Raw genomic sequence first — 22,169 nt, 5'->3', positions numbered from 1 at the left:
TTATCCCCCGTAAATTATTTTTTTGTTTCTGCCTCTAATTTCTCGAGTTCTTCCTTCGAGAATTGGTAGGTCTGATTACAAAAATGACAATGCGCCTCCGCTTGTCCGTCTGTCTCAATGATATCCCGGATCTCAGCTTGCCCTAGGCTAATCAATGCATTCGCAATTCTTTCCCTGGAACATTGACAGGAGAATTGGACATCCATTTTTTCTAGTATATTCACATTGCCCTCACCTAAAATTTCGATTAGGATTTCTTCAGGAGTCATGCCACTTTGAATCATTTTGGAAACAGGAGTTATTGTGCTTAGTCGATTTTCGATTTTGGAAATCGTATCTTCGGATGTACCCGGCATCAACTGAATGATAAATCCACCCGCTGCAAGAATTGAATTATCCGGATTCACGAGAACCCCAACCCCCACAGATGATGGCACCTGTTCGGAAGTAACAAAGTAATAAGTGAAATCTTCACCTAACTCTCCCGATACAAGCGGTACTTGCCCCGAAAAGTAATCACGAAGACCAATGTCTTTAATAACAGTCAGCAATCCATCGGTACCCACCGCTCTCCTTACATCCAGCTTTCCCTGCTCATTCAAATCAAAGTGGGTTTGCGGGTGAGTGACATATCCGCGGACTTCTCCCTTTGCATTGCTGTCGACCAGGATGGAACCAATCGGTCCACCGCCCTCGATTTTAATCGTTAGCTTTTCTTCACCTTTTAACATTCCGCCCATCATAACGCCTGCCGTCATAGCCCGTCCAAGGGCAGCAGAAGCAGTAGGCCATGTATAATGGCGACGCTGCGCTTCTCCTACGGTGTCTGTTGTTGAAACAGCGTAGGCCCGTACCTGTCCTTCATAGCCTAACGCCTTTATTAGATAATCCTTCATTTATTTTGCTCCTTTCAAGCTTTGTATTACTTCTTCACTTGCTCACGATTACGTTTATAAATCAACTGCAGCCCCTTTAAGGTCAAAAATGGCTCCACAACGTCAATAACAGTGGACTCATTGGCAATTAAGGTAGCCAACCCACCTGTCGCTATTACCGTTGGTTCTAGATTACTTTGCGCCTTAATTCGATTAACGATTCCTTCTACCTGCCCAACATATCCATACAAAATGCCAGCCTGCATCGCGGACACCGTATTTTTCCCAATAATCCCTTCCGGCCGGCTGATTTCTATTCTTGGAAGTTTGGCTGCTTTTGAATAAAGTGCTTCCGTAGAAATATTTATACCCGGAGCAATGGCTCCGCCCATGTATTGTTTATCCTCGTTTATGTAGCAATAAGTCGTGGCCGTGCCAAAATCCACGATAATGAGAGGGCTTCCATATTCCTGAATGCCTGCAACCGCATTAACGATTCGGTCAGCTCCCACCTCACGGGGATTTTCGTATTTAATATTCAATCCAGTTTTTATTCCAGGTCCAACTATTAGCGGTTTAATTCCAAAGTATTTTTTGCACATGCGTTCAAGCGCAAACATAATTGGCGGAACTACCGAAGAAATAATGATCCCATCAAATTGATCAAACGAAAGACCCTCATGTTGCAGCAAAGACTTTATGATCATTCCATACTCGTCTTCTGTCTTGTGACGGTTAGTCTCTATTCGCCAATGATATTTTAAAATATCTTCATCGTATACGCCTAATACAGTATTCGTATTCCCAACATCCAATACAAAAATCATCGTTTCATCACTCCGGTAAATTATTCTCCAACATCATAACACACTGTTATTTCCCACGCTATTAGTCGCACTTTTCGAAAGGTACCCCAAAAAACCTTATCATAAAAGTTAAGAAAAGGGTATTTCCGAGGCGGAAATACCCTTTTGAATTAAGTCAACTTAAGACTTTTTATTGTCATCTTCGTTCGGGAAGGAAAGCGGCTGATCTTGAGGTGCACCTTCTTTGATTGGAGGGGTATTCAAACCTTCCTCCGTTATTTCAAGGTCCTCAGGTCCTCTTTTATCCAATGGATCTAATAGGGCCTCTTTTTCTTCCTTCTTCTTATTGATGTTCACCTTGACATTCTCATCAGTGGTTAAATTCCCATTCAGTGCAGTATAATCACGTTCTGGCAATTTACCCTTATGGAATAAACTTTTGATTTGTTCAGCATCAAGTGTTTCCACTTCAAGCAAGGTTTTTGCAACCAAATCAAGTTTTTCACGATTTTCAGTAAGTATCTTCTTACATCTTTCGTAAGCTTCCTTGATGATACGTTGAATTTCAAGATCGATTTCATATGCTATTGCATCTGAATAGTTTTGATCATTGTTGAAATCGCGGCCTAGGAAGACCTGACCTTGGGAATTACCGAATTGAAGCGGTCCAAGCTTACTCATACCATATTCCATAACCATGCTCCGAGCTATGCCCGTTGCACGCTGGAAGTCGTTATGCGCACCGGTGCTCACTTCTCCGAATGTAACTTCTTCGGCTACACGGCCACCCAATAGTCCTACGATTTTATCTTTAAGCTCAGGTTCCGTCATGAAGAAACGATCTTCTTTCGGCAGCATAACTGCATAACCGCCAGCTTGACCACGAGGGACAATCGTAACTTTATGAACGACCTCGGCATCATCCAGAACCAATCCAATAATGGTATGGCCCGCTTCATGCCACGCTACGATATTTCTTTCCTTTTTGGAAATGACACGGTTTTTCTTGGCAGGTCCAGCGATAACACGATCCGAAGCTTCATCCAAATCGGACATGTCGATCTTCTTCTTATCTTGACGGGCAGCTACAAGAGCCGCTTCATTCAGTAAGTTTTCAAGATCGGCACCAGAAAATCCTGGGGTACGCTGAGCGATCGCTTTCAAATCGACCGTTTCTGCTAAAGGTTTATTGCGTGCATGCACTTTAAGCACCTCTTCACGGCCCTTGACATCAGGTCGGCCTACCGTTATTTGACGGTCAAAACGTCCTGGACGCAATAATGCCGGATCCAATACATCAGCACGGTTAGTCGCAGCAATGATTATGATTCCTTCATTACCACCGAAACCATCCATCTCCACCAGGAGTTGGTTCAATGTTTGTTCACGTTCATCGTGACCGCCACCAAGACCTGCGCCACGTTGACGTCCGACTGCATCAATTTCATCGATAAAGATGATACATGGTGCATTCTTCTTAGCATTTTCAAACAAATCACGAACACGGGATGCACCGACACCCACAAACATCTCAACAAAATCAGAACCACTGATTGAGAAGAAAGGAGTTCCGGCTTCACCAGCCACTGCTCGTGCCAGTAAAGTTTTACCTGTACCAGGAGGCCCAACTAAAAGTACCCCTTTAGGAATACGGGCACCAAGCTCGGCATATTTGCGAGGGTCTTTCAAGAATTCGACGACCTCGACAAGTTCCTGCTTTTCTTCGTCCGCTCCGGCAACATCATTGAAGCGCACTTTTTTCTTATCATCATTATACAATTTCGCCTTACTTTTCCCGAAGTTCATGACGCGGCCACCGCCGCCGCCTTGAGCTTGGTTAAGTAAAAAGAAGAAGAGGATAAAAATGATTACAAATGGAATGATGGAAGTGAAAAATGTCACCCAGCCACTTGTCTTTTCTGGAGGTTCGACAGTGATGATGTCTTTATCCAGCTTGGTTACAGCGTCATTGATCCGGCTTTGCGAATACTCACTGAAAGGCACGTACGTCACAAAGAATTTGTTTTCCTCATAACCTTTGAGCTTTCCTGTGATTTCAAATACACTGCTTTCGGGCTGCATCGTAAGTGATGTAACGTCCCCACTCTCCAAATGCTTATAGAATTCATCTTGGGTCAATTTTACGTTTGGTTCATTGTTATTATTAAAAATGCTTACAATCCCAATGATGACCAAAAAGATCAGTAAATAAAATATGGTATTACGGAAGATCCGATTCATCCCTTACCTCCTCCCACGGGTAAACAAACTATAGTAAATACTATCATACAAAATTAATGAATTACAATAATTTAACACCGCTGTTTTTATCTGGTCTTCTCTTTCAAACAGGTACGATTAATTCGAGTAAATTTCAGGCTTCAATATGCCAATATACGGGAGATTACGATATTTTTCCGCAAAATCAAGACCATATCCGACAACAAATGCATCCGGTACGATGAACCCGGCATAGTCCGGAGTGATATCCGCTTTCCTGCCTGTTGGTTTATCCAATAAGGTAACGATTTTAATTGATTTTGCTTTTCGATAACGGAAAAGTTCCGCAAGATAGCTAAGAGTCAAACCGCTGTCGATAATATCTTCGATGATTAAAATATCCCGGCCCTCAACTGATGTATCAAGATCCTTGATGATTTTCACTTCACCGGAAGATACAGTGGAGTTACCATAGCTTGAAACATCCATAAAGTCCATTTCAAGATGTGTATCAACGCGTTTCAGTAAATCTGACATAAATGGCATGGCGCCTTTCAGCACTCCGATGGCCAACGGGAACTTACCTTGGTAATCAGCTTCAATCTGCGCACCCAATTCCCTGATTTTCTTTTGAAGTTCTTCCTCTGTTATTAAAACCTTTTCAATGTCGTTTTGCATGGTCATTGTAATTAATTGCCCCCCATGAAGAATTAAGCTTTTTTATATTCTAAGTAGATTAAAGATTTTTCATCAGAAATTATATCCGGCTCAACATTCGATTTCTTTAAACCAGGCAGCCAAATGACCGTTCCCGTTTGATCGATGATGACCGGCCACACATTTCTTTCTAGCATCGGGATCTTTTCATTAATAAAAATATCCTTTAACTTTTTAGTTCCACCTAATCCCTTGACGGCCATCCGCTCGCCTTCATTCCTGTTTCGGACTGTAAGAGGAAGCTGAACAGCTGATTCGGGAAGTATAAAAGAATGATTTCCTCTAAGTACCGGAATTTCTTCTTTTATATAGTGCGCTTTAATCTTATATCCATTCGGAAGAATAGTCTCACCGGGAATTTGTAATTTATAGGAATATTTTTGGCTTTTTTGCCGGAAAAACCTAAACGTGCAAGTTTGATATGATTTTTCCGCAATAAGGCCCTCCGGAAGATGCAATTCTGCAGATGGTTGAGGATTCAAAAACAAAACTAAAAGTTGGTCAATATGTAATGCCGAAAGCGATGAAGGTCTCTCCAAATAAAGATAGTTTAATATTAGTTGAATCGCCCTTCTTTGTAAAGGTTTAGGCATCGCGAGAACCTTATCAATCTGAATAACCGCTTGATCTTTATCCTGTATGATCCAAACATCGGACATTTTGCTTGAAACCAGGTTCAAAAAAAACTCTTCATCTTCATAAAGCTCTTCACTGAATCGTTGAAAATGCTCATGAACCTTGCCATTTTCTTTCTTTAAAAACGGAAGGACTTCATGTCTAAAACGATTTCTAGCATAGACACCGGTTTCATTGCTCGGATCAAATCTTGGTTCGATATCATGAAGGCCCGCATATTCGATTATTTGGCTTTTCGTGATTTCAAGAAAAGGCCTGATCAGATTTCCGGTATGGAAACGTCTCTTTATAGGAATACCTGCCCTTGCCTTCCCTGTCGCCCCTCTTGTTAAACGCATGAGCATCGTTTCGATTTGATCATCTCCATGATGCCCCAGGACAAGAGTGGAGGCTTGGTGCTTATCCATCATTTCTTCATAAAAGGCAAAACGCAGCTTTCTTGACGTTATTTGTGAACTTTCCCCCGTCTGTTTCATCCGGGCTGGAACATCGATCCTTTTTCCCTCAAATGTAATGCCCCACCGTTCACATATATGCTCGACATATTTATAATCCTCATAGGATTCTTCACCACGAAACATATGGTCAACACTCGCAACAATCATCTCGTAATGAAAAAGAGATTGAATTTCCTTAAGGATATGGAGAAGCACCAATGAATCCGGCCCTCCGGAAACGCCTATTAGCAACTTCGAGTTCTCCTTAATCAATTCGTTTCTATAAATGGTGCTCAGAACTTTTTCCTTTAACATACAATCTTCCTTCTTTATGAACAGGCATTAGTTTTATACGATTCAATCATGAAATGGTTTCAATTATTCCATGGCATTTCACCTAATAACTATATCATAACAACTGTTCATATATGTAAAGAACATAGAGCATCGAAATGATGGCAACCAACAAAAAAGTTTCAAAAAAACCGCCACTTTTCTTTTTTGAATGGTTTTGGGACCTTCTTGCTTGTCTCGTTGCAGGTTGAATTGTTTGTGACTGGCCGGTAGCTGCCTTGGTCGGACCCTTTTTCTTCGAGTGATTTTGCTTACTTAGCACCGTGACCAAATCCTCCCGCATTTGGAGGGCAGAATCATACTGCCCGTGAAGTGCTTTATCCAACATCTTTCTATATGGGTGCAATTCCTTTTTCTGCTTAATCAAGTCGTTAAGCTGTCTATACCCCTCCCCTTGCTTGTGGAAACGTCCAGGATAGGCCGAATTGATTATAATCATCGCCACAGCGAACAAGTCATATTGCGGATCTGCCTTTCTTGATCCAAGACCCCAGTAACCCCTGTCAAAGAACTCGGTGAATTCTTTAACAGATCGCCCAATTAAGGTGGTTCCGCCTACATCCACGCACCTCACCTTATAGGCTGGTGAAGTCACGATCAAATTCTCAGGTTTTAAATCGCCGAACACCCAGCCATTGGTATGCAAGGCAGACAAGCTGGTTAAAAGCTGAAGCATTAAGACTCCAATCCATGATGACCCTTTCTTATCGATGAAACGCAAAAAATCGTGTCCGTGGATATATTCCATGACATAAAAAGGGAGCTGCTTTCCTGTTTTCATGAAATCATCCGCTTCCAAAAAGGAAGGTCCAAGGGTAGACCCCTGGACCTTTGAAAAGGATTTTAGGATATTCATCTCCGAAATAATGGACGTCCCATTATCACTGAGCTTTAAAGCATAATGACGATTTTTGCTTTCAACCAAATAGACGATCCCGTTCGCTCCACACCCCAATTCCTTAATTATTTTGTACTGGTTCTTATTCCATTTTCCAGTGACCAAACTGCCAGGCAGGAGTTTACATTGATTCCTCAAAGTATTGTTCATCATCATGTGATAACAATCCCCTCAATGAACGTTTTTTATTGAAATATGTTAAAGCTTCACGAATGGCTGGACCTGTCGGAGTGAGTCCCCCTGTACTAAGCTTTGGAAAAGTTGCCGTCAGGGCTTCAAGGTTCGGGGTCCAATCCAGCAACTTTTCAACATCATTTCTTTTCCCAGGAAATACGAATACGGAAAAACTGCTGTCACCCATTCTTGCATTCATGCTAAGGGAAAGATCTAATAAGGAATCTTTTACTGTAGGCAGTTTATGTTTCATGCTTGCACTGGTATCAACAAGAATCAGTACTTCGAGCTTGCTCGTTTCCCCAAGCTCATCGACCACCTCCATCACTTCTCCTCGTTTATCCGGCGGAAGATCCTCCATCGTTTTTGAATCTCCAAGTATTTGTTGAAGTTCGCGATTGATAACTCCCTGTATAGTTTGAGTCATTGCCTTTTGTGTCACCATTTGGACGGTTTGTGACAACTGCTGGGAATAGACTATTTGACTTACGCCACCTCCTGAACCAGCAATCTTCTCGATCTCCTTAAGACCCTTTTCATCTATAACATCATTTTCCATGACACCTATGACATTGATTGTTATGCCTTGCTTCCTTGCTAATTCAGCCATGGCAGACGGCTCCTCACCATGATTTGAACATCCGTCAGTTATAAGCAAAATCTGTTTTAATGTTCCTGCTTTCATGATTTGCTCTCCCTTCCTATCAATTTGTTACCATAATTGACTAAAAAGGGGGAATTTATACGCTAAGACATCGCATCAAGTCACATCATGGATTGGAGTGATTGAAAAGTCTCTTTACCTTTTAACCTTCTTCCATTTCACCACCTCATTTTTTTGTTTTATTTATTATATATATAAACGGCCTACTGGGCCTTTTTGCGTTTTGGAGAAACGGGAATGGATGCCCATTTCGGTGTGTTATGCTTGATTTTCGATGTTACCACTGTCATGTCATCATCTATGATCCCTTTTGTTCGGATGACCTCTTCCAATATTAAATCAGAGATTTCCTGCGGATCGTCTGTTTCCATTTCCTTGATTTTCCGTTTAAGCCAGAACTCGATATTTTCAACATGTGAGGGGCCATCGAACACTCCATCGCTCATCATGATTAGTATGTCCCCTGCCTTGAGCTCTTCTGATACAACATCAACATCGAAATCCTGGATGATTCCCATAGGGAGGTTACTTGATTCAATTTTTATTATCCTATCCCCCCTTTTAATGAAACTCGGTATTGAACAGATTTTTAAAAACTTAGCCTTTGCGTCCTGAAGATCAATCATTGCCAAATCAAGAGTCGAAAATATTTCATCGGTAGTGCGTAGAGATAATACGGAGTTTACGGATTTAATGGCTATTTTTTCTTCAATTCCCGATTGTAAAAATTTTTGAAGCAGCTTCAATGTCTCTGTACTTTCAAAATGGGCCCTTTCCCCATTTCCCATTCCATCACTAATGGCTATTGCGAATTTGCCGCAGCCAATTTCCATGGTCGTATGACTATCTCCTGATACAAGCCCTCCCCCCTTGGCAGCATGAGCAACACCCGTTTCGACCGTGAATTTTTTTGCTGACCTAAATATCACCTCACATTGCCCGTTTGGATACGTTGCACACTCTTCTGAATGAACGACTATCGTTTCCCCTAAAATGTCAGAAAGCATAGGTGCAATCAATTTTTCACATTCCCCTCTGCCCTGGCAGTATGGGACACTCATTTCTATATCAACATTCCCTTGTTCTAGACTGTATATTTCTACATACCCTATGTGCAGTCCAAAATCCTGGATGGCTTCCAAAATGGATTCTTCATGTACATGATGATTCTTCCTTTCCCTTTGAATTTCTTTCGCAAAATCATCCATTACTGCCGAAACTCCCCGCAATTGATCCGCAACTAGCTTCCGGCTTTCCTTCACCTGCCTTTTTAATTTTTGGTTGGCTTCAAAATAAGTAAGCTCCTGTGATATCGCCCCAATGACCTGAGGGCCGCGGCTACAATATTTCCCCCATTCCTTCGAAGTCTTTTGGGGAAGCTGACCATTATTTTCACTTAATTGAAGCATAATTTCCTGCATGCCGTCATAGGTTGTATTAAAGTTCTTGGACCAGCACTGTTCCTTTTTAAAACAAAGCTGGCACGTCTTTTCCGTTACATTACTTAAGAAGTAGTCGAATTCTTTCTCATCTTCCTCCAATCTCCCCCTTTCATCCACTTGGGAAAAGCTATTTGAGAGCGCCTCAAATACATGTGAGAATTGCTCCACCCTTTGAGCGGTGACATCCCTCACTTTCCGGGCATACTGCTGCTGTTCATCAGAATTCTCGACTGTTCCTGGTATATGTTTCGCTATTTTGTTGATTATGGATGACGGTGTCAATATAAATAGGGCCACAGCTATAATTGATTCATAGAGGGTCACCATAATATTGCCGGTGCCCTCACCATATAAACCTATCAGTAACGTAGCAATCATGAGGCCCGCGGCAACCCCTATCTTCCTTCCCTCCTTCAACAGACCGCCCAGAAGCCCGGAAAAAGCGAGAAGGCTCATTTGATAGAGACTAGCAATACTTGCCAGGCTGAATATCAATCCAGTAACTACACCTACAGTGGAGCCTATGGCGGCCCCTCCCGCCAGCCCGAAGAGGAGGACCAAGTATCGCGAGAATATATGGTCGAGTGATAAATCGTATATCATCCAGCCTATGGTTCCGGTCATCACCGAAGCCAGCAGGATGATGATGCTGACGATTTCCTCCGTCTTTAATGATTGGGACTTTGTCCGAATGGTCAGCAGCGGGATGGACTGTATGAAGATTAAGGTTAAGATCATTGCGAGTCCCGCCTCTACTCCTATCATCATTAAGTCGTACAGCTGAATCGTTCGGAATACCAGATATTGCTCGGCCAGGTTGACCAGGAATAGTGAAGCAAAAACGTACATCGACATCGTCTTGAATTGTCCTTCCACGGCGGGCTTCTTGATCTTATGAAATAACAGGAGCAGAAACGCCGATGCAAAGATGACTAAACTATTAGAATAGTGAACGGTCAGCCCACCTGCAATCAATCCGAATAAAGCAAGTGGTGCCCTGTCACGTCTCATGAGAAACACGGCTGCGAAAAACGGAAGTCCAAATGGTGCCAGCTGTGAAAGAATTAATGCCCGTCCTAATAAAAAACCAATAATTGCTAAAGAGATACCTTTTTTTATGAATATGTCTTCCGTCTTCATTTGCAGTTGTTGGATCCAATTGATGGCCCCTGCCTTCGCTTCTTTTAACTGAACATCACCAAGAGGTTCCATCATAGGTCTTTCTACTTTTTCCATTTCAACACCCCATTCGTATTAGTGATTTTTATTATATAGAGGGCTTGTTTATTTTTTTGTCAGAATTTTATAAGCGGATAAGAAAAACGTTCGACGAAATTCTTCTTGAACAATCATTTGTATACAGGTTTTTGTGCCTTTTTTTCCAATACAGAAACGGGTGTTCTTTTTTTTTTGAAGAAAAGCAAAGTTTTTAGGTTATTTTTGCGGAAAATAACACGAATAAATAATCAGGAAATGGAAACCGACAAACTTTATTTTTTTTGTTGACATTTATTCTTCACGAATGTAAGATATAACTTGTGCTTCAGTAGCACTTATCATTATGGCGGCGTAGCTCAGCTGGCTAGAGCGTACGGTTCATACCCGTGAGGTCGGGGGTTCGATCCCCTCTGCCGCTATCTTTTTTCATGAAAATAATGGCCCGTTGGTCAAGCGGTTAAGACACCGCCCTTTCACGGCGGTAACACGGGTTCGAATCCCGTACGGGTCATCAAATACAAAAGCGCCTCTTTACACCTATCTCAGTAAGTGTAAAGAGGCGCTTTTTTTATGTTGTTGATAATTAAAAGAAGACAAGCCGGCAAGCTTGCCTTTATCTACACTATGAATAATTTCACAGGAAAAGTTGCTAAACTATTATTTTCAGCAGCAGTTTTATCCGCGTCTTCCTCCTCGACCTCCCCGTTTCGTTTCGGTGCTACGTTTAAGGGTCGTTAAGCGGTCTTCGCTATCTTTTAAGAATTTAGCCATTTTTTGCTCAAAGTTTTCCTTCGGTTGGAAACCATTACCTTTCGAGCGGAAGTCTTTGGAACGGCTGTCATTCCCTCTTCCTTGGCGCGGACGTGGTGTGTATGCAGGTTTTTGCTCAGCTTCAGGACGGTCTATCGCTTTTTTTATGGACAAGCCAATCTTGCCATCTTTAACATTGATGACTTTCACCTCAACTGTATCGCCCACTTTTAAATGATCATTGATATCCTTGACATAGTTATCAGCCACTTCACTGATATGGACAAGACCGGTTGAACCTTGAGGTAGCTCTACAAATGCACCAAAATTAGTTATGCCTGTTACTTTACCTTGTAACTTGCTGCCTACTTCGATTGACATAAAAAAAATGTTCCTCCTTAGAAATGTTAAAAAATCTCTTCACTCTATATTATAACGAAAGTAAAAAAACAGTGTCAATATTAGTCACTATCTTCCTTCCCTTTTGGAAGGGTAAATATGATTTCGCCTTTTTCAGATAAGAAATAATCCCGTCTGGCTATTTTCGCTATATAGTCGTCGTCATTAAGCTTTACGATTTCTTCTTTAAGAAGGGTCTCGTCTTTTTTCAATTCAGCTAACTTTCCCTTCAATTCTTCCTTCTGTTGTACTTTCTCATCCAGTGCAACATTTTGCGTTATGAGGGTGGAAACGGCAAAAATCAAAAAGACAGCGGCGAAAACTGAGTAAAGAGTTAATCTACGCATTAGACCACGCTTCTTTTTTTCTACGGTTTGTACTTTTTTCTCTTGTTGAGCGACGTAGGGATTTTCTATTTTTGCCACTTTCCTTTTACGCAGGCTACTCATTTTTTATCGCTCCTCATTTCTTTTTATTTCTCCATCTATTTAGCGTTCTAAATATAGAATTCTTTATTTTCAATAAAATCCCTTTTCCTTTATTATAAAACTTCCCGACGTTTTTCGTAACAAAAACCGGCAATAAATTCCATATATAGATCAAAATCCATTTTAATGGCCTCCAGAAAATATTCAAAATGAAAAGAAGTATTTTCCCCGCCCATTTTAATAATGCTAAAACGAACTTACATATCCCGAAGATAATGGCTATTACAGATACTATTACCCATTTTATCGGAACAAATATCAGCATGTGAACCGAATTCGTTATAAATCTCGCCAACTTTATCACAAGTATTATCAAAAACTCTAAAAAACGTTGATAGAAACCTTTGAAAAGTGCTTGATAAGCTGAAAAACCGCATAATAAGGCCAAAAATAAATAAAGGCGAAACTCTCCCTCATTCACTAAAAACAAAACATAAAAAATAAGGAGACCCTGAATGATCCAGAAAAGGAAGTCATGGATGAATACAATCCACCTTTTCCTTTCTGATCGTTTCAGGAACCGGCTATACGTATCCAGGGCAGCTCCAAAGCCACTGCCCATGCCTATCATCGCAAGCAACGTATAAAATTGAATCGTTAAGGTCATTTGAACAATTTGCCAAAGAAGCCTTTAGCTTTCTCCCCTGATTGCTCATCTAAATAAACAAGGTCGAAAATCTTTCCCTTAATGGAGACGATGCCTTTATCAACGTCTAAATTCTTCATTTGCAAGTTTTGGCCCCGGATAGATAAGAATCCCATTACAGTTTCGAGCAGAAACTCCTCATTATCAAAACTTTCAACTTGTTTGACACCGGTAATATCAAGCAAACGGCGGCCTTTCATCGTTACATCGTGCTCTTGGGTCGTTCCCTTTGTGTAACCAGCATTCGGATCATTATATTGGCTCATTTTTTCATCCCTCACAGTACCACTGATTTTGTACAAGTGTATGTCCGTAAGAGCGGAATTAGAACCAAGCCTGTCCTTACTCCTCCGCTAGCTTTTCTTCCTTTACGATGGTATACATATCTGCAGCCGCTTCTTTTTTGGTCGTTTCTTGAATTTTATCGACACGTACCGTAACGAGCTTTTGACCGAATCGTACAGTCAATTCATCGCCATCTTTCACATTTGAACTTGCTTTGGCCTGTTGTCCGTTAATCGTGATTCTCCCTTTATCGGCAACCTCTTTCGCAAGTGTGCGGCGCTTGATCAATCTTGAAACTTTTAGGAATTTATCCAATCTCATCGACATTAAAATCTCTCCCTTAATTAAAGTCCTTTAGCTTTTGCTTCATCCCAATATGAATCCAGTTCTTCCAATGTATATTCCTCAAACTTTTTGTCTGCCCTTTGAATGCACTCTTCTATATATGTAAAACGCCGGTGGAATTTCTGGTTTGCTTTGTAGACGGCTTCTTCCGCTTGTATGTCATAATAACGTGAAATGTTGACAAGCGCAAAAAAGAGGTCGCCCAGCTCTGATTTTATTCTTTCGACATCCATTTTCGGGCTTAATATTTCAGCTTCCAATTCCTGCACTTCTTCCCTGACCTTTTTCCAGGCTTCGGAAACCTCATCCCAATCGAATCCAACCTTCGCAGCCCTTTTTTGATACTCTTCGGCCCGAAGTAAGTTTGGCAGCGATTTCTCAATCCCATCAAGTATGGATTGCGATGCTTTTGTTTCGCTCCCTTTTTCATTCTCTTTGATTTTCTGCCAGTTCACTAATACATCTTCCTCGCCGTTCACTTCAACATCTCCGAATACATGAGGGTGGCGTCGAATCATTTTCGCCGTAATGCCTTCAATCACATCGTCTATCGTGAACATGCCCTCATCTTCACCGATTTGTGAATGAAGCATCACTTGAAGCAGGACATCCCCAAGTTCACCAACCATGCCCTCATCGTCCTCTTCATCGATGGAATCAATCAGCTCATATGCCTCTTCTATTAGATATTTCTTCAAGCTTTCATGAGTTTGTTTCTTATCCCAAGGACATCCGTCAGGACCTCTAAGTTCTGCGATGACCTGCCGCAGCTTAGAAAACTCCCTGTATCGTAAAGCTTCTTCCCTAACAGGCGGGACATAAACACTCGTCAAGTTACTTAACTCCATCTGACGGTCGAGCTCGAACAGAGCGCATCTTGTCACTTTTTCCTGACTGCTTCCTGCCGCTGTAACGATATATACCTCGTAGTCATCCGGTAGCTTTTCCATTAAAGTCAGCTTCACATTGGACGCACTGAATGCGTCATACACCTGTCCGATTATCATATGCTGGGTAATGTGCAAATCATCTGGTGAAAGATCTGTTCCATCCAATAGCTGGAACCCTTCGATCGGATCGATTTTAACAGCCTGAAACAAGGGATCAAGGAAACTTTGCCCGCCTTCCAGCTTAATGGCTATTCCAAGAGCCGGACCCTTTTCGAGCAAAAGCTGAACCGTTTTTTCCGCTACCATAGGATGCCCCGGAACTGCATAAAGAACGGAACGGTTTAAAGCCTCCTGTAATAATGTTCCGGCAATTTCTTCATATACCGCTTCAAATTGGTCGTGCTTTTCATATATCCCGTCAAACGCCGTGAAATTGATTCCTTCCTTTTTCAAATCCCCGATAACCGGATGATCAATTGTTCTGATGAAGCATTGTTCTGTTTGCAGCAATTTTTTATAAATTCCTAGTGGAAGCTGATCTAAATCCCCTGCACCAAGGCCTATTATCGTAATCTCATTCATGATTTCGTATACTCCTATTCGTTATAATAAATCGTTTAAGCTTTGAACCTGCAGGTATAAGTGCAAGTTCTTCTTCACCAAATAAGCCTGAACGAATGGCGGTCATCACAAAAACGGCTGCACCGATCCCTACACCGGTCAAAGCTTGAATCGTAGCTAACAACCGGCTCTCGCCTGAGGACATCAATTCGAATAAGCCATTGAATATAACAACCGCCGTACCCATGTAAACCGTACTCTTCAAGATTATTAACACGTGCTTCTTTTCAATTAATGTCTTTTTAATATGTACTCTCAATACCACATAAAATAATACAGACATGATCATAAACGCAAGCACTGTTGCCGAGGCTGCTCCCGCGATTTTGTAATGAGGCACCAGGACAAGGTTCAAAGCCCACTTGCTGACCACACCCACAAGCGTAATGATCACCGGTATGAACGAATAACCTAAGCTTTGAATCACTGCCGCCTCTGCCATTATGACGGATGTGAATAAAATCGATAAAGAGAAAATTGCTAAAGTAATGGTCCCTTTAACATCCGTGAACAGCATATGATTGACAGGCTCCATCGTCACCACCAGCCCGATCGCAGCTGCGAGTCCTATCGTCGCGCTTACACGAAGCGCCAATTTGATTTTATTCAATAATTCATGTTCACTTTTCCTCTGAACGAATCCGGATATTACAGGTACCAGTGCCAATGCAAAAGAATTAGCTACGACTGTACCTAGCTGAAGCAAAGGCTGTCCCCGGTCATATACCCCTTTCCATTCCTTGGCTTCCTTTTCCCCCATCCCCGTTTCCCTTAGTAGGGAATATAGGTGCAGAGAATCGACAAACTGAAACAAGATAAGGATCAAGCCAGTTATACAAAAGGCCAACCCTTGGAAAACCAGGACTTTGGAGATTCTGATGAAATTTACCGGTTTGATTCTCATCCGTAAAAAAAGCTTCCATTCTTCTCTTAAAATAACGAAAGCAATAAGCAGTACCAGGCCGGTCATGCCGCCGGTTATCGAACCGAGGACCGCTCCCTTGCCGACCACATAAGGAGAGTAGCCCTGATTCACGAATATCGTTGAAAGAACCAGTATCGTCAACACACGGATGCATTGTTCAGCGACCTGCGAACTTGCTGTCGGTAACATGTCGTTTATTCCTTGAAAATAACCTCGTAAAACAGATGAAATCGGCATTAATAGATATGAATAGGCAACGATTCTCAGCAGACCGGCTAAACGAGGATCCTTCATCCATCCTGCTATCCAATCAGCGCCAAGGAACAGTGCAGCAAACATCATGACTCCTATCGAACTTAAGACGACGAATGATGTCATTAAAATGTCGTTGACCGCAAAGTTATTTTTGGAAGACTCCCGTTCAGCAATAAGTTTGGATATGACTACCGGAAAGCCGAGTGTTGATAATGTAAAAGCAACACCGTAGAAGGGGTAGACCTGTTGATAGATATAAAACCCGATGTCACCCGCAATGTTCTGATAAGGAATGCGATAGGCCGCACTCAATACTTTTACGATAATCGCAGCTGCGCTCAAAATCAGCGCACCTCGAAAAAGTTCATTTGATGTTTTATTAGGCTTTTCAGCCATTCTTTTTCCCCTTTTCACTCATATGTGGTAGTTATTATAGCATAATTCTAATGGTTATTTTTCAATTCCAGCCATACTGTTAATTAATTTCCATATCCACTTCTTTTTTAGAAATTGCAAAAAGGACAGCGCGATTGCTGCCCTTTCCACCTTTAAAAATATAATGGCATGTCCAAGGTTACTGTTCCATTTGTCTAGCTAGGAAACTTGCTGCTGTTTCAACCGATTTCTGTTCCACTTCACCAATGGTACTATCTTTAGAGAAAATCAAGACGGCACCAATCGGGTCGCCACTCGCAATGATCGGAGCTGCAGTATAAGATTGGACCTCTTCATCATTGGAATCAACGAATGAAATTTGTCCATTTGGAGACTCCAGGACAGGATTTCTTTCTTCCATGATTTTTTCCACTAGTTCACTAACGCTTTTATTTAAGTATTCTTTTTTGGATCCGCCTGCCACTGCAATGTAAGTATCCCTATCACAAATCATAACTGGATTTCCAAGGCTATCATAAAGTGCTTCTGCATATTCCCTAGCAAAATCGCCTAATTCACTAATAGGAGAGTATTTCTTAAGGATGACTTCCCCATCCCTATCCACAAATATTTCCAGTGGATCTCCTTCACGGATACGGAGGGTCCTGCGAATTTCTTTCGGGATGACGACTCTTCCTAAATCATCAATTCGGCGAACGATACCAGTTGCTTTCATCTAATGTTGCCTCACTTTCATCTAATTGATTTGATAAATCCTCATTTTGTAGCAAAATCATCACCAGCTATTGTACTTAGTATTTTTCTAATGGTAAGTTCTATGCACTTTGAAAAAATTTTTCTTTTTGTTGCATTTTTTTACCATGGTACCTAAAAAAATTTCTTCAAGAGGACTATCATTCAATTTCAGTTTTTTGTGGCTTGAGTCTCTTTTTTTACATACTGTAAACCCTTGGTCATCTCAAATAAGATATTAAGCCATTTGCTTTGTTCTACGCCCTTTATGTGCAGGACCAGCTTCATTCTATTGCCGTCCATGCCGAAGCCGACCATACGGCCATACTTCGATCCCAGCTCGAACACCTTTTGTCCATCCACATCGCTGCTGACCTTTTCCCTAAGGATAATGCTGATTTCCTGCTTTAATTGTTTAATGCTTTCAATTCCGGCCTTTTCAGCATATACCTTCATTTCGGCAATCATGAATAAAAAGGAAACTTCGTCTGGATACTCTCCGAAACGATCGATCATTTCATCCTGTAATTCTTCCACTTCTTCAAGCGAAGCAATACCTCTGAACCTTTTATACATTTCTATTTTCTGATGTCCATCCATTATGTAGGCATCAGGGATATAAGCATCCACTTCAACATCAATTTCAAGGGTGTTCTTTTCTTCGGCTGGCTGGTCATTACGTTTCGCATCTACCGCTTCTTTCAGCATTTGTGAATATAGATCAAAACCGACTGAATCGATGAAGCCATGTTGTTGAGCCCCCAAGATGTTTCCAGCTCCCCTGATGGATAAATCACGCATCGCGATTTTGAACCCTGAACCCAATTCTGTAAATTCCTTAATGGATTGAAGACGTTTTTCTGCCACTTCAGTCAACACTTTATCTTTCCTATAAGTGAAGAATGCATATGCCACCCGATTGGATCGTCCTACACGCCCACGCAGCTGATAGAGCTGTGAAAGTCCCATTCTATCCGCTTCATTCACGATAAGCGTATTGACATTCGGGATATCAACACCCGTCTCTATAATGGTTGTACTCACCAAAACATCATATTCGCCTTCTAAAAAGCTGAACATGACGGATTCCAGTTCTTGCTCTGTCATTTGCCCATGAGCATAGGTGACACGGGCATCGGGCACAAGCATGGAAATTTCTTCTGCTTTTCTTGCTATATCCTCTACCCGATTGTAAAGGAAGTAAACCTGACCATCCCTGGCCAATTCCCGTTCTATCGCTTCCGTTACCAACGAGCCATTATACTCCATGACATAAGTTTGGATCGGGAACCGGTTCTCAGGCGGTGTTTCGATGACGGACAAATCCCTCACGCCCAACATGGACATATGAAGGGTTCTTGGAATCGGCGTCGCAGTCAAAGTCAGTACATCCACATTAGTTTTTAACCGTTTGATCTTTTCCTTATGTGTAACGCCAAAGCGCTGTTCTTCATCAATGATTAGCAATCCCAAATCGCGGTACACGATATCTTTGGATAAAATCCTATGCGTACCAACCACAATATCCACCGTGCCGGCCTTCAATCCTTTAATCGTCTCGGTTTGCTGTTTTTTAGTCCGGAAACGGCTCATATGACCAATCGAAATCGGATAATCTTGAAAACGCTCCCTTAATGTTTCATAATGCTGCTGGGCGAGGATTGTGGTCGGAACAAGAAATGCAACTTGCTTGCCATCCATTATGGCTTTAAAAGCGGCCCGGATGGCCACCTCTGTCTTCCCATATCCAACATCACCGCATAATAAACGATCCATCGGCCGTTCACGTTCCATATCCTTTTTGATTTCGACGATGGAACGTAATTGATCTTCCGTTTCGTTATAAGCGAATGATGTTTCGAATTCCCTCTGCATATCACCATCAGGTGAAAAGGCATAGCCCTTTGCCGCTTCTCTTTCTGCGTATAACTTGATTAAATCATCGGCAATATTCTCAACGGATGATTGAACCTTGCTTTTGACACGTTTCCATTCCGTTCCGCCTAGCTTATAAAGCTTCGGTTCCTTTCCTTCAGAACCGACATATTTTTGGACAAGATCAATCTGGTCGACAGGAACATACAATTTGTCATCCGCTTGATAACGAATATTCAGGTAATCTTTATGGACCCCGTTGATCGTAAGGGTCTCAATACCCAAGTATTTACCGATTCCGTGGTTAACATGAACGACATAGTCACCGATCTTCAGTTCGGAATAACTTTTGATTCGCTCCGCATTCGATAGTTTCTGTCTCCGTATTGATTTCTTTGACTTCTTATTGAATAATTCCGTTTCCGTTATGATACTGAATTTTTGCATAGGTAATTCAAAGCCGCTATTCAGACTGCCGCGTAAAATCTGTACTTTACCTGGAAGAATGCTGTCCGCATTAAACAGTTCTGCGGCCTCTATATCATAATCGGCCAAAACCGAATGCAGCTTTTTTACCCGTTCTTCATCCTGTCCAAGTATGACGACTGTGTATTTACCTTTTTTCCAACGTTCCAGTTCAGCTTTGAACACATTCATCTGTCCATGGAAATTTTGCATTTGTTTACTGGCAAAATTCAGGATATTCTGAGGATTCGTATGCGGTACATGCCGTAAAAACAATGAAAGGTATACAAACGGCCTGCTGGATTTCACTATTAATTCCTGCATGGGATGAGCCAATTTTATATCATGGATAATTTGTCCCTGACTTAAAAGGTCTGTGTACCAACCAGCCTCTTCCTTTTCCAAAGAATCATTGATTTCCTGGATTCTACTGATTTCATCTAAGAAAACCAAACCATTTACCGGTAAATAATCTATTAAACTAGCTGGATCCTCATACGCTAAACTTAAGTATTTAAAGATTTTGTCAGGTATATTTCCCATTTTCAGCTGTTCAAGTTCATAACTGATCGTTTGAACCAGCTGTTCCTTAGTTTTCTCGTCTTTAAGTTTTTTCAAGCTTTTACTTAATCCGCTCTCGAGCCTTGTTATAATTCTTTCGATATGCTCTGTCTCTAGCAAAGCCTCACTGACGGGACCAATCGTCACCTTCTTGAGTTTCTCGATGGATCGCTGATCTTCGCTTGAAAAGGTCCTTATTGAATCTATTTCGGTATCGAATAATTCAATTCGTATTGGATTAGGTTCGGTGATCGGATAAATATCGATTATACCGCCCCTGATACTGAATTCACCTGGAGAAGCAACCATTTCAGACCGGTTATAACCCATGGCAATGAATTTATTAAGCGTTGATTCAAGCTCGATGTCTTCCCCTAAATTAAATGCTAGCTGATGCCTCTTCCAAATATCCTTTGGAGGAAGCACACGACGTACCCCTGGAATTGGCGCAATGACAATCCCTTTTTTTCCTTCCGCCCAAAAGTTCAATGCCTCTACACGTTGAGCCCTTAATTCCGGGCTGGCTACACTCAAATCAGCCGCTATCAATTCATTGGCTGGATATATATATAATTCTTCCTCGGGAATGAAACTGGATAAGTCCTCATGGAATTTTTGTGCTTGCAATAAATTATGGGTAACCAATAAAATAGGCCTATTCGTCTTTTCATATACGGAAGCCAGCAATAGTGATCTCGAGGAACCTGTCAGACCAGAGACGATTTGCTCCTTAAGTCCTTCATCGATGCCGGCTATTAACGAATGAACATCATCTTGTTTGGAGAACAAGTTCTGTAATCCATTCATTTTATTTCCCCCCTCTCTTAACGTGCGAAAAACATTTGAATTCTTTGTATTAGAACTTGGCCATTTAACCAAGCGTCCTTTTTATTAAAGGCACTTTTTTGTGCCCTGGATTCCAGACAAACGGAAAAATGCTTTGGATTTTGTCCAAAGCCCTCTCCCGCTAATGAATAATATAATCGTTTTCATATAAATCAGGGTTTCTTTGCAGCGATTCATGACAGTCTTCACATATCGCCCTTACATGCATATCCCCTTCAGAATCATAAACGATCATCTCTTGTCGCTCTTCATCGGTAAGTTGATTAAAACCTAACTGCTCCGTACTCAGTGAGTGTGCCTCGATTGAGCCCAGCTTAGTTCCGCAATGTCGGCATCGATAATGGAGAGCCATTTGGTAACCCCCTATTTTAGTAATAGTGTTAGTATGTACAAAAATAGAGGGGTTTTATTCAGCGAAACAGGAAGATATTATTCTTTACTTATATCTACTCTCTGCTTATTGGTTATATTCGTTCATTACCTGTAGAAATGGTTTTTCCAACCAGGCTTCACAAGAAGCTGCACTTTTTTCGATCGTTGCACCGACATGATCCCATTCTTCAGGCGAAAAGCGCCCTAAGACATAGTCAGATACCGGAATACGGCCAATCGGGCGGCCAATCCCTATTCTGATTCGATTGAATTCTTGCGTACCCAAATGGGCAATTGAAGATTTTATCCCATTATGACCGCCTGCACTTCCTTTTTGACGAAGGCGAAGCTTCCCTGGAGGCAAATCAAGGTCATCATATATAATGACAACATCCGCGATATCCACCTTAAAGAAATGCATGACAGCCGAAATGGATTCTCCTGACAAATTCATGTAGGTTAAGGGTTTAAGCAATAAAACCTTTTCTCCCTTTACCATTCCTGCACCATAGATCCCCTTATGCTTTGCTTGATCAAGTGGGATCGACCATCTTTTGGATAACTCATCTATTACTTCAAATCCGACGTTATGCCGAGTTTTTTCATATTGTTTACCTGGGTTCCCTAACCCTACAATAATTTTCATGATTCACACTCCGTCATTACGGTTATTTAGGGAGTTACGCTGGGACGAAGTTTTTCCAAGATCATTGACCTTAGAAAAATAGTACCCTAATTTCAACCTTGCCTGCAAGCTACCGGAGAACTAATTAGTAAAAACCCTATTAAAGGAGTCGACCACGAAAAAATGGTCCGGCTTAAATGGATGATCCAGAGATTGAAAAGACGTAACTCGTTAAGAGCTACGCCTATTATA

The 22,169-nt window shown here is 41.5% G+C and carries 19 protein-coding genes and 2 tRNA genes; 2 read left to right on the top strand and 19 right to left on the bottom strand.

Annotated features, from left to right (window positions below; genetic code table 11):
- Positions 1-14: 14 nt before the first annotated feature.
- The 8 genes from hslO to spoIIE all read right to left on the bottom strand — a co-directional run bounded on the left by hslO (position 15) and on the right by spoIIE (position 10,459).
- On the bottom strand, positions 15-896 hold the full coding sequence (gene hslO / locus ACIROD_RS25800; RefSeq protein WP_101225926.1) for an Hsp33 family molecular chaperone HslO: 882 nt from the start codon (positions 894-896) through the stop codon (positions 15-17).
- Positions 897-922: 26 nt separating this feature from the next.
- On the bottom strand, positions 923-1,702 hold the full coding sequence (locus tag ACIROD_RS25795) for a type III pantothenate kinase (protein ID WP_101225925.1): 780 nt from the start codon (positions 1,700-1,702) through the stop codon (positions 923-925).
- Between the two features lie 159 nt (positions 1,703-1,861).
- The gene (gene ftsH / locus ACIROD_RS25790; RefSeq protein WP_101225924.1) at positions 1,862-3,922 is read right to left on the bottom strand and encodes an ATP-dependent zinc metalloprotease FtsH; all 2,061 of its coding nucleotides are present in this window, start codon (positions 3,920-3,922) and stop codon (positions 1,862-1,864) included.
- 117 nt (positions 3,923-4,039) lie between these two features.
- A complete protein-coding gene (gene hpt / locus ACIROD_RS25785; RefSeq protein ID WP_101225937.1) occupies positions 4,040-4,579 on the bottom strand; it encodes a hypoxanthine phosphoribosyltransferase in 540 nt (179 codons plus the stop codon).
- A 32-nt stretch (positions 4,580-4,611) separates the two neighbouring features.
- Positions 4,612-6,006 carry a tRNA lysidine(34) synthetase TilS gene (gene tilS / locus ACIROD_RS25780; RefSeq protein WP_402945553.1) on the bottom strand — a complete coding sequence of 465 codons (1,395 nt, stop codon included), beginning with the start codon at positions 6,004-6,006 and terminating at the stop codon, positions 4,612-4,614.
- 94 nt (positions 6,007-6,100) lie between these two features.
- Positions 6,101-7,099 carry a protein kinase domain-containing protein gene (locus ACIROD_RS25775; RefSeq protein WP_311735959.1) on the bottom strand — a complete coding sequence of 333 codons (999 nt, stop codon included), beginning with the start codon at positions 7,097-7,099 and terminating at the stop codon, positions 6,101-6,103.
- Positions 7,065-7,802: a VWA domain-containing protein gene (locus ACIROD_RS25770; protein WP_101225922.1), complete on the bottom strand. Its 738-nt coding sequence runs from the start codon at positions 7,800-7,802 to the stop codon at positions 7,065-7,067. Before ACIROD_RS25770 ends, ACIROD_RS25775 begins: the two co-directional genes overlap by 35 nt.
- Positions 7,803-7,984: 182 nt before the next feature.
- The gene (gene spoIIE, locus ACIROD_RS25765) at positions 7,985-10,459 is read right to left on the bottom strand and encodes a stage II sporulation protein E (RefSeq protein ID WP_101225921.1); all 2,475 of its coding nucleotides are present in this window, start codon (positions 10,457-10,459) and stop codon (positions 7,985-7,987) included.
- 327 nt (positions 10,460-10,786) lie between these two features.
- On the opposite strand from spoIIE, the gene ACIROD_RS25760 reads away from it, so the two are divergent.
- Together ACIROD_RS25760 and ACIROD_RS25755 are read left to right on the top strand one after the other, a co-directional pair.
- Positions 10,787-10,860: transfer RNA gene (locus ACIROD_RS25760), tRNA-Met, on the top strand.
- Between the two features lie 20 nt (positions 10,861-10,880).
- A tRNA-Glu gene (locus ACIROD_RS25755) sits at positions 10,881-10,952 on the top strand.
- Between the two features lie 164 nt (positions 10,953-11,116).
- Here ACIROD_RS25755 and ACIROD_RS25750 read toward each other — a convergent pair.
- The 11 genes from ACIROD_RS25750 to pth form a co-directional block, all read right to left on the bottom strand.
- Positions 11,117-11,572: a S1 domain-containing RNA-binding protein gene (locus tag ACIROD_RS25750; protein WP_101225920.1), complete on the bottom strand. Its 456-nt coding sequence runs from the start codon at positions 11,570-11,572 to the stop codon at positions 11,117-11,119.
- Between the two features lie 80 nt (positions 11,573-11,652).
- The gene (locus ACIROD_RS25745) at positions 11,653-12,039 is read right to left on the bottom strand and encodes an FtsB family cell division protein (protein ID WP_101225919.1); all 387 of its coding nucleotides are present in this window, start codon (positions 12,037-12,039) and stop codon (positions 11,653-11,655) included.
- A 13-nt stretch (positions 12,040-12,052) separates the two neighbouring features.
- Positions 12,053-12,685 (bottom strand): spore cortex biosynthesis protein YabQ, encoded by a 633-nt coding sequence (gene yabQ, locus ACIROD_RS25740; protein WP_101225918.1) that lies wholly within the window; start codon positions 12,683-12,685, stop codon positions 12,053-12,055.
- Positions 12,682-12,990: a sporulation protein YabP gene (gene yabP / locus ACIROD_RS25735; protein WP_101225917.1), complete on the bottom strand. Its 309-nt coding sequence runs from the start codon at positions 12,988-12,990 to the stop codon at positions 12,682-12,684. Before yabP ends, yabQ begins: the two co-directional genes overlap by 4 nt.
- Before the next feature lie 76 nt (positions 12,991-13,066).
- Positions 13,067-13,330, bottom strand: a complete 264-nt coding sequence (locus ACIROD_RS25730) for an RNA-binding S4 domain-containing protein (RefSeq protein ID WP_034316386.1) — start codon at positions 13,328-13,330, stop codon at positions 13,067-13,069.
- A 23-nt stretch (positions 13,331-13,353) separates the two neighbouring features.
- Positions 13,354-14,826 carry a bifunctional methyltransferase/pyrophosphohydrolase YabN gene (yabN, locus tag ACIROD_RS25725; protein WP_402945547.1) on the bottom strand — a complete coding sequence of 491 codons (1,473 nt, stop codon included), beginning with the start codon at positions 14,824-14,826 and terminating at the stop codon, positions 13,354-13,356.
- Complete coding sequence (locus tag ACIROD_RS25720; protein WP_402945544.1) at positions 14,819-16,441, bottom strand: putative polysaccharide biosynthesis protein; 1,623 nt, start codon at positions 16,439-16,441, stop codon at positions 14,819-14,821. Before ACIROD_RS25720 ends, yabN begins: the two co-directional genes overlap by 8 nt.
- A gap of 178 nt (positions 16,442-16,619) precedes the next feature.
- Positions 16,620-17,156, bottom strand: a complete 537-nt coding sequence (gene spoVT / locus ACIROD_RS25715) for a stage V sporulation protein T (protein WP_063235918.1) — start codon at positions 17,154-17,156, stop codon at positions 16,620-16,622.
- 188 nt (positions 17,157-17,344) lie between these two features.
- Positions 17,345-20,881 carry a transcription-repair coupling factor gene (mfd, locus tag ACIROD_RS25710; protein WP_230178761.1) on the bottom strand — a complete coding sequence of 1,179 codons (3,537 nt, stop codon included), beginning with the start codon at positions 20,879-20,881 and terminating at the stop codon, positions 17,345-17,347.
- A 160-nt stretch (positions 20,882-21,041) separates the two neighbouring features.
- Complete coding sequence (gene fin / locus ACIROD_RS25705) at positions 21,042-21,272, bottom strand: anti-sigma-F factor Fin (protein ID WP_034316319.1); 231 nt, start codon at positions 21,270-21,272, stop codon at positions 21,042-21,044.
- 105 nt (positions 21,273-21,377) lie between these two features.
- Complete coding sequence (gene pth, locus ACIROD_RS25700; protein ID WP_101225913.1) at positions 21,378-21,938, bottom strand: aminoacyl-tRNA hydrolase; 561 nt, start codon at positions 21,936-21,938, stop codon at positions 21,378-21,380.
- Positions 21,939-22,169 lie beyond the last annotated feature (231 nt).

It is taken from the genome of Peribacillus sp. NPDC101481, from assembly GCF_044767165.1.
Taxonomy (GTDB): Bacteria; Bacillota; Bacilli; order Bacillales; family DSM-1321; genus Peribacillus.
This window is presented reverse-complemented; position numbering and strand designations above follow the sequence as displayed.

Coding starts and splice junctions, on each gene's coding strand:
- hslO (WP_101225926.1), bottom strand. CDS start 896: ATGAAGGATTATCTAATAAAGGCGTTAGGCTATGAAGGACAGGTACGG.
- ACIROD_RS25795 (WP_101225925.1), bottom strand. CDS start 1,702: ATGATTTTTGTATTGGATGTTGGGAATACGAATACTGTATTAGGCGTA.
- ftsH (WP_101225924.1), bottom strand. CDS start 3,922: ATGAATCGGATCTTCCGTAATACCATATTTTATTTACTGATCTTTTTG.
- hpt (WP_101225937.1), bottom strand. CDS start 4,579: ATGCAAAACGACATTGAAAAGGTTTTAATAACAGAGGAAGAACTTCAA.
- tilS (WP_402945553.1), bottom strand. CDS start 6,006: ATGTTAAAGGAAAAAGTTCTGAGCACCATTTATAGAAACGAATTGATT.
- ACIROD_RS25775 (WP_311735959.1), bottom strand. CDS start 7,099: ATGATGATGAACAATACTTTGAGGAATCAATGTAAACTCCTGCCTGGC.
- ACIROD_RS25770 (WP_101225922.1), bottom strand. CDS start 7,802: ATGAAAGCAGGAACATTAAAACAGATTTTGCTTATAACTGACGGATGT.
- spoIIE (WP_101225921.1), bottom strand. CDS start 10,459: ATGGAAAAAGTAGAAAGACCTATGATGGAACCTCTTGGTGATGTTCAG.
- ACIROD_RS25750 (WP_101225920.1), bottom strand. CDS start 11,572: ATGTCAATCGAAGTAGGCAGCAAGTTACAAGGTAAAGTAACAGGCATA.
- ACIROD_RS25745 (WP_101225919.1), bottom strand. CDS start 12,039: ATGAGTAGCCTGCGTAAAAGGAAAGTGGCAAAAATAGAAAATCCCTAC.
- yabQ (WP_101225918.1), bottom strand. CDS start 12,685: ATGACCTTAACGATTCAATTTTATACGTTGCTTGCGATGATAGGCATG.
- yabP (WP_101225917.1), bottom strand. CDS start 12,990: ATGAGCCAATATAATGATCCGAATGCTGGTTACACAAAGGGAACGACC.
- ACIROD_RS25730 (WP_034316386.1), bottom strand. CDS start 13,330: ATGAGATTGGATAAATTCCTAAAAGTTTCAAGATTGATCAAGCGCCGC.
- yabN (WP_402945547.1), bottom strand. CDS start 14,826: ATGAATGAGATTACGATAATAGGCCTTGGTGCAGGGGATTTAGATCAG.
- ACIROD_RS25720 (WP_402945544.1), bottom strand. CDS start 16,441: ATGGCTGAAAAGCCTAATAAAACATCAAATGAACTTTTTCGAGGTGCG.
- spoVT (WP_063235918.1), bottom strand. CDS start 17,156: ATGAAAGCAACTGGTATCGTTCGCCGAATTGATGATTTAGGAAGAGTC.
- mfd (WP_230178761.1), bottom strand. CDS start 20,881: ATGAATGGATTACAGAACTTGTTCTCCAAACAAGATGATGTTCATTCG.
- fin (WP_034316319.1), bottom strand. CDS start 21,272: ATGGCTCTCCATTATCGATGCCGACATTGCGGAACTAAGCTGGGCTCA.
- pth (WP_101225913.1), bottom strand. CDS start 21,938: ATGAAAATTATTGTAGGGTTAGGGAACCCAGGTAAACAATATGAAAAA.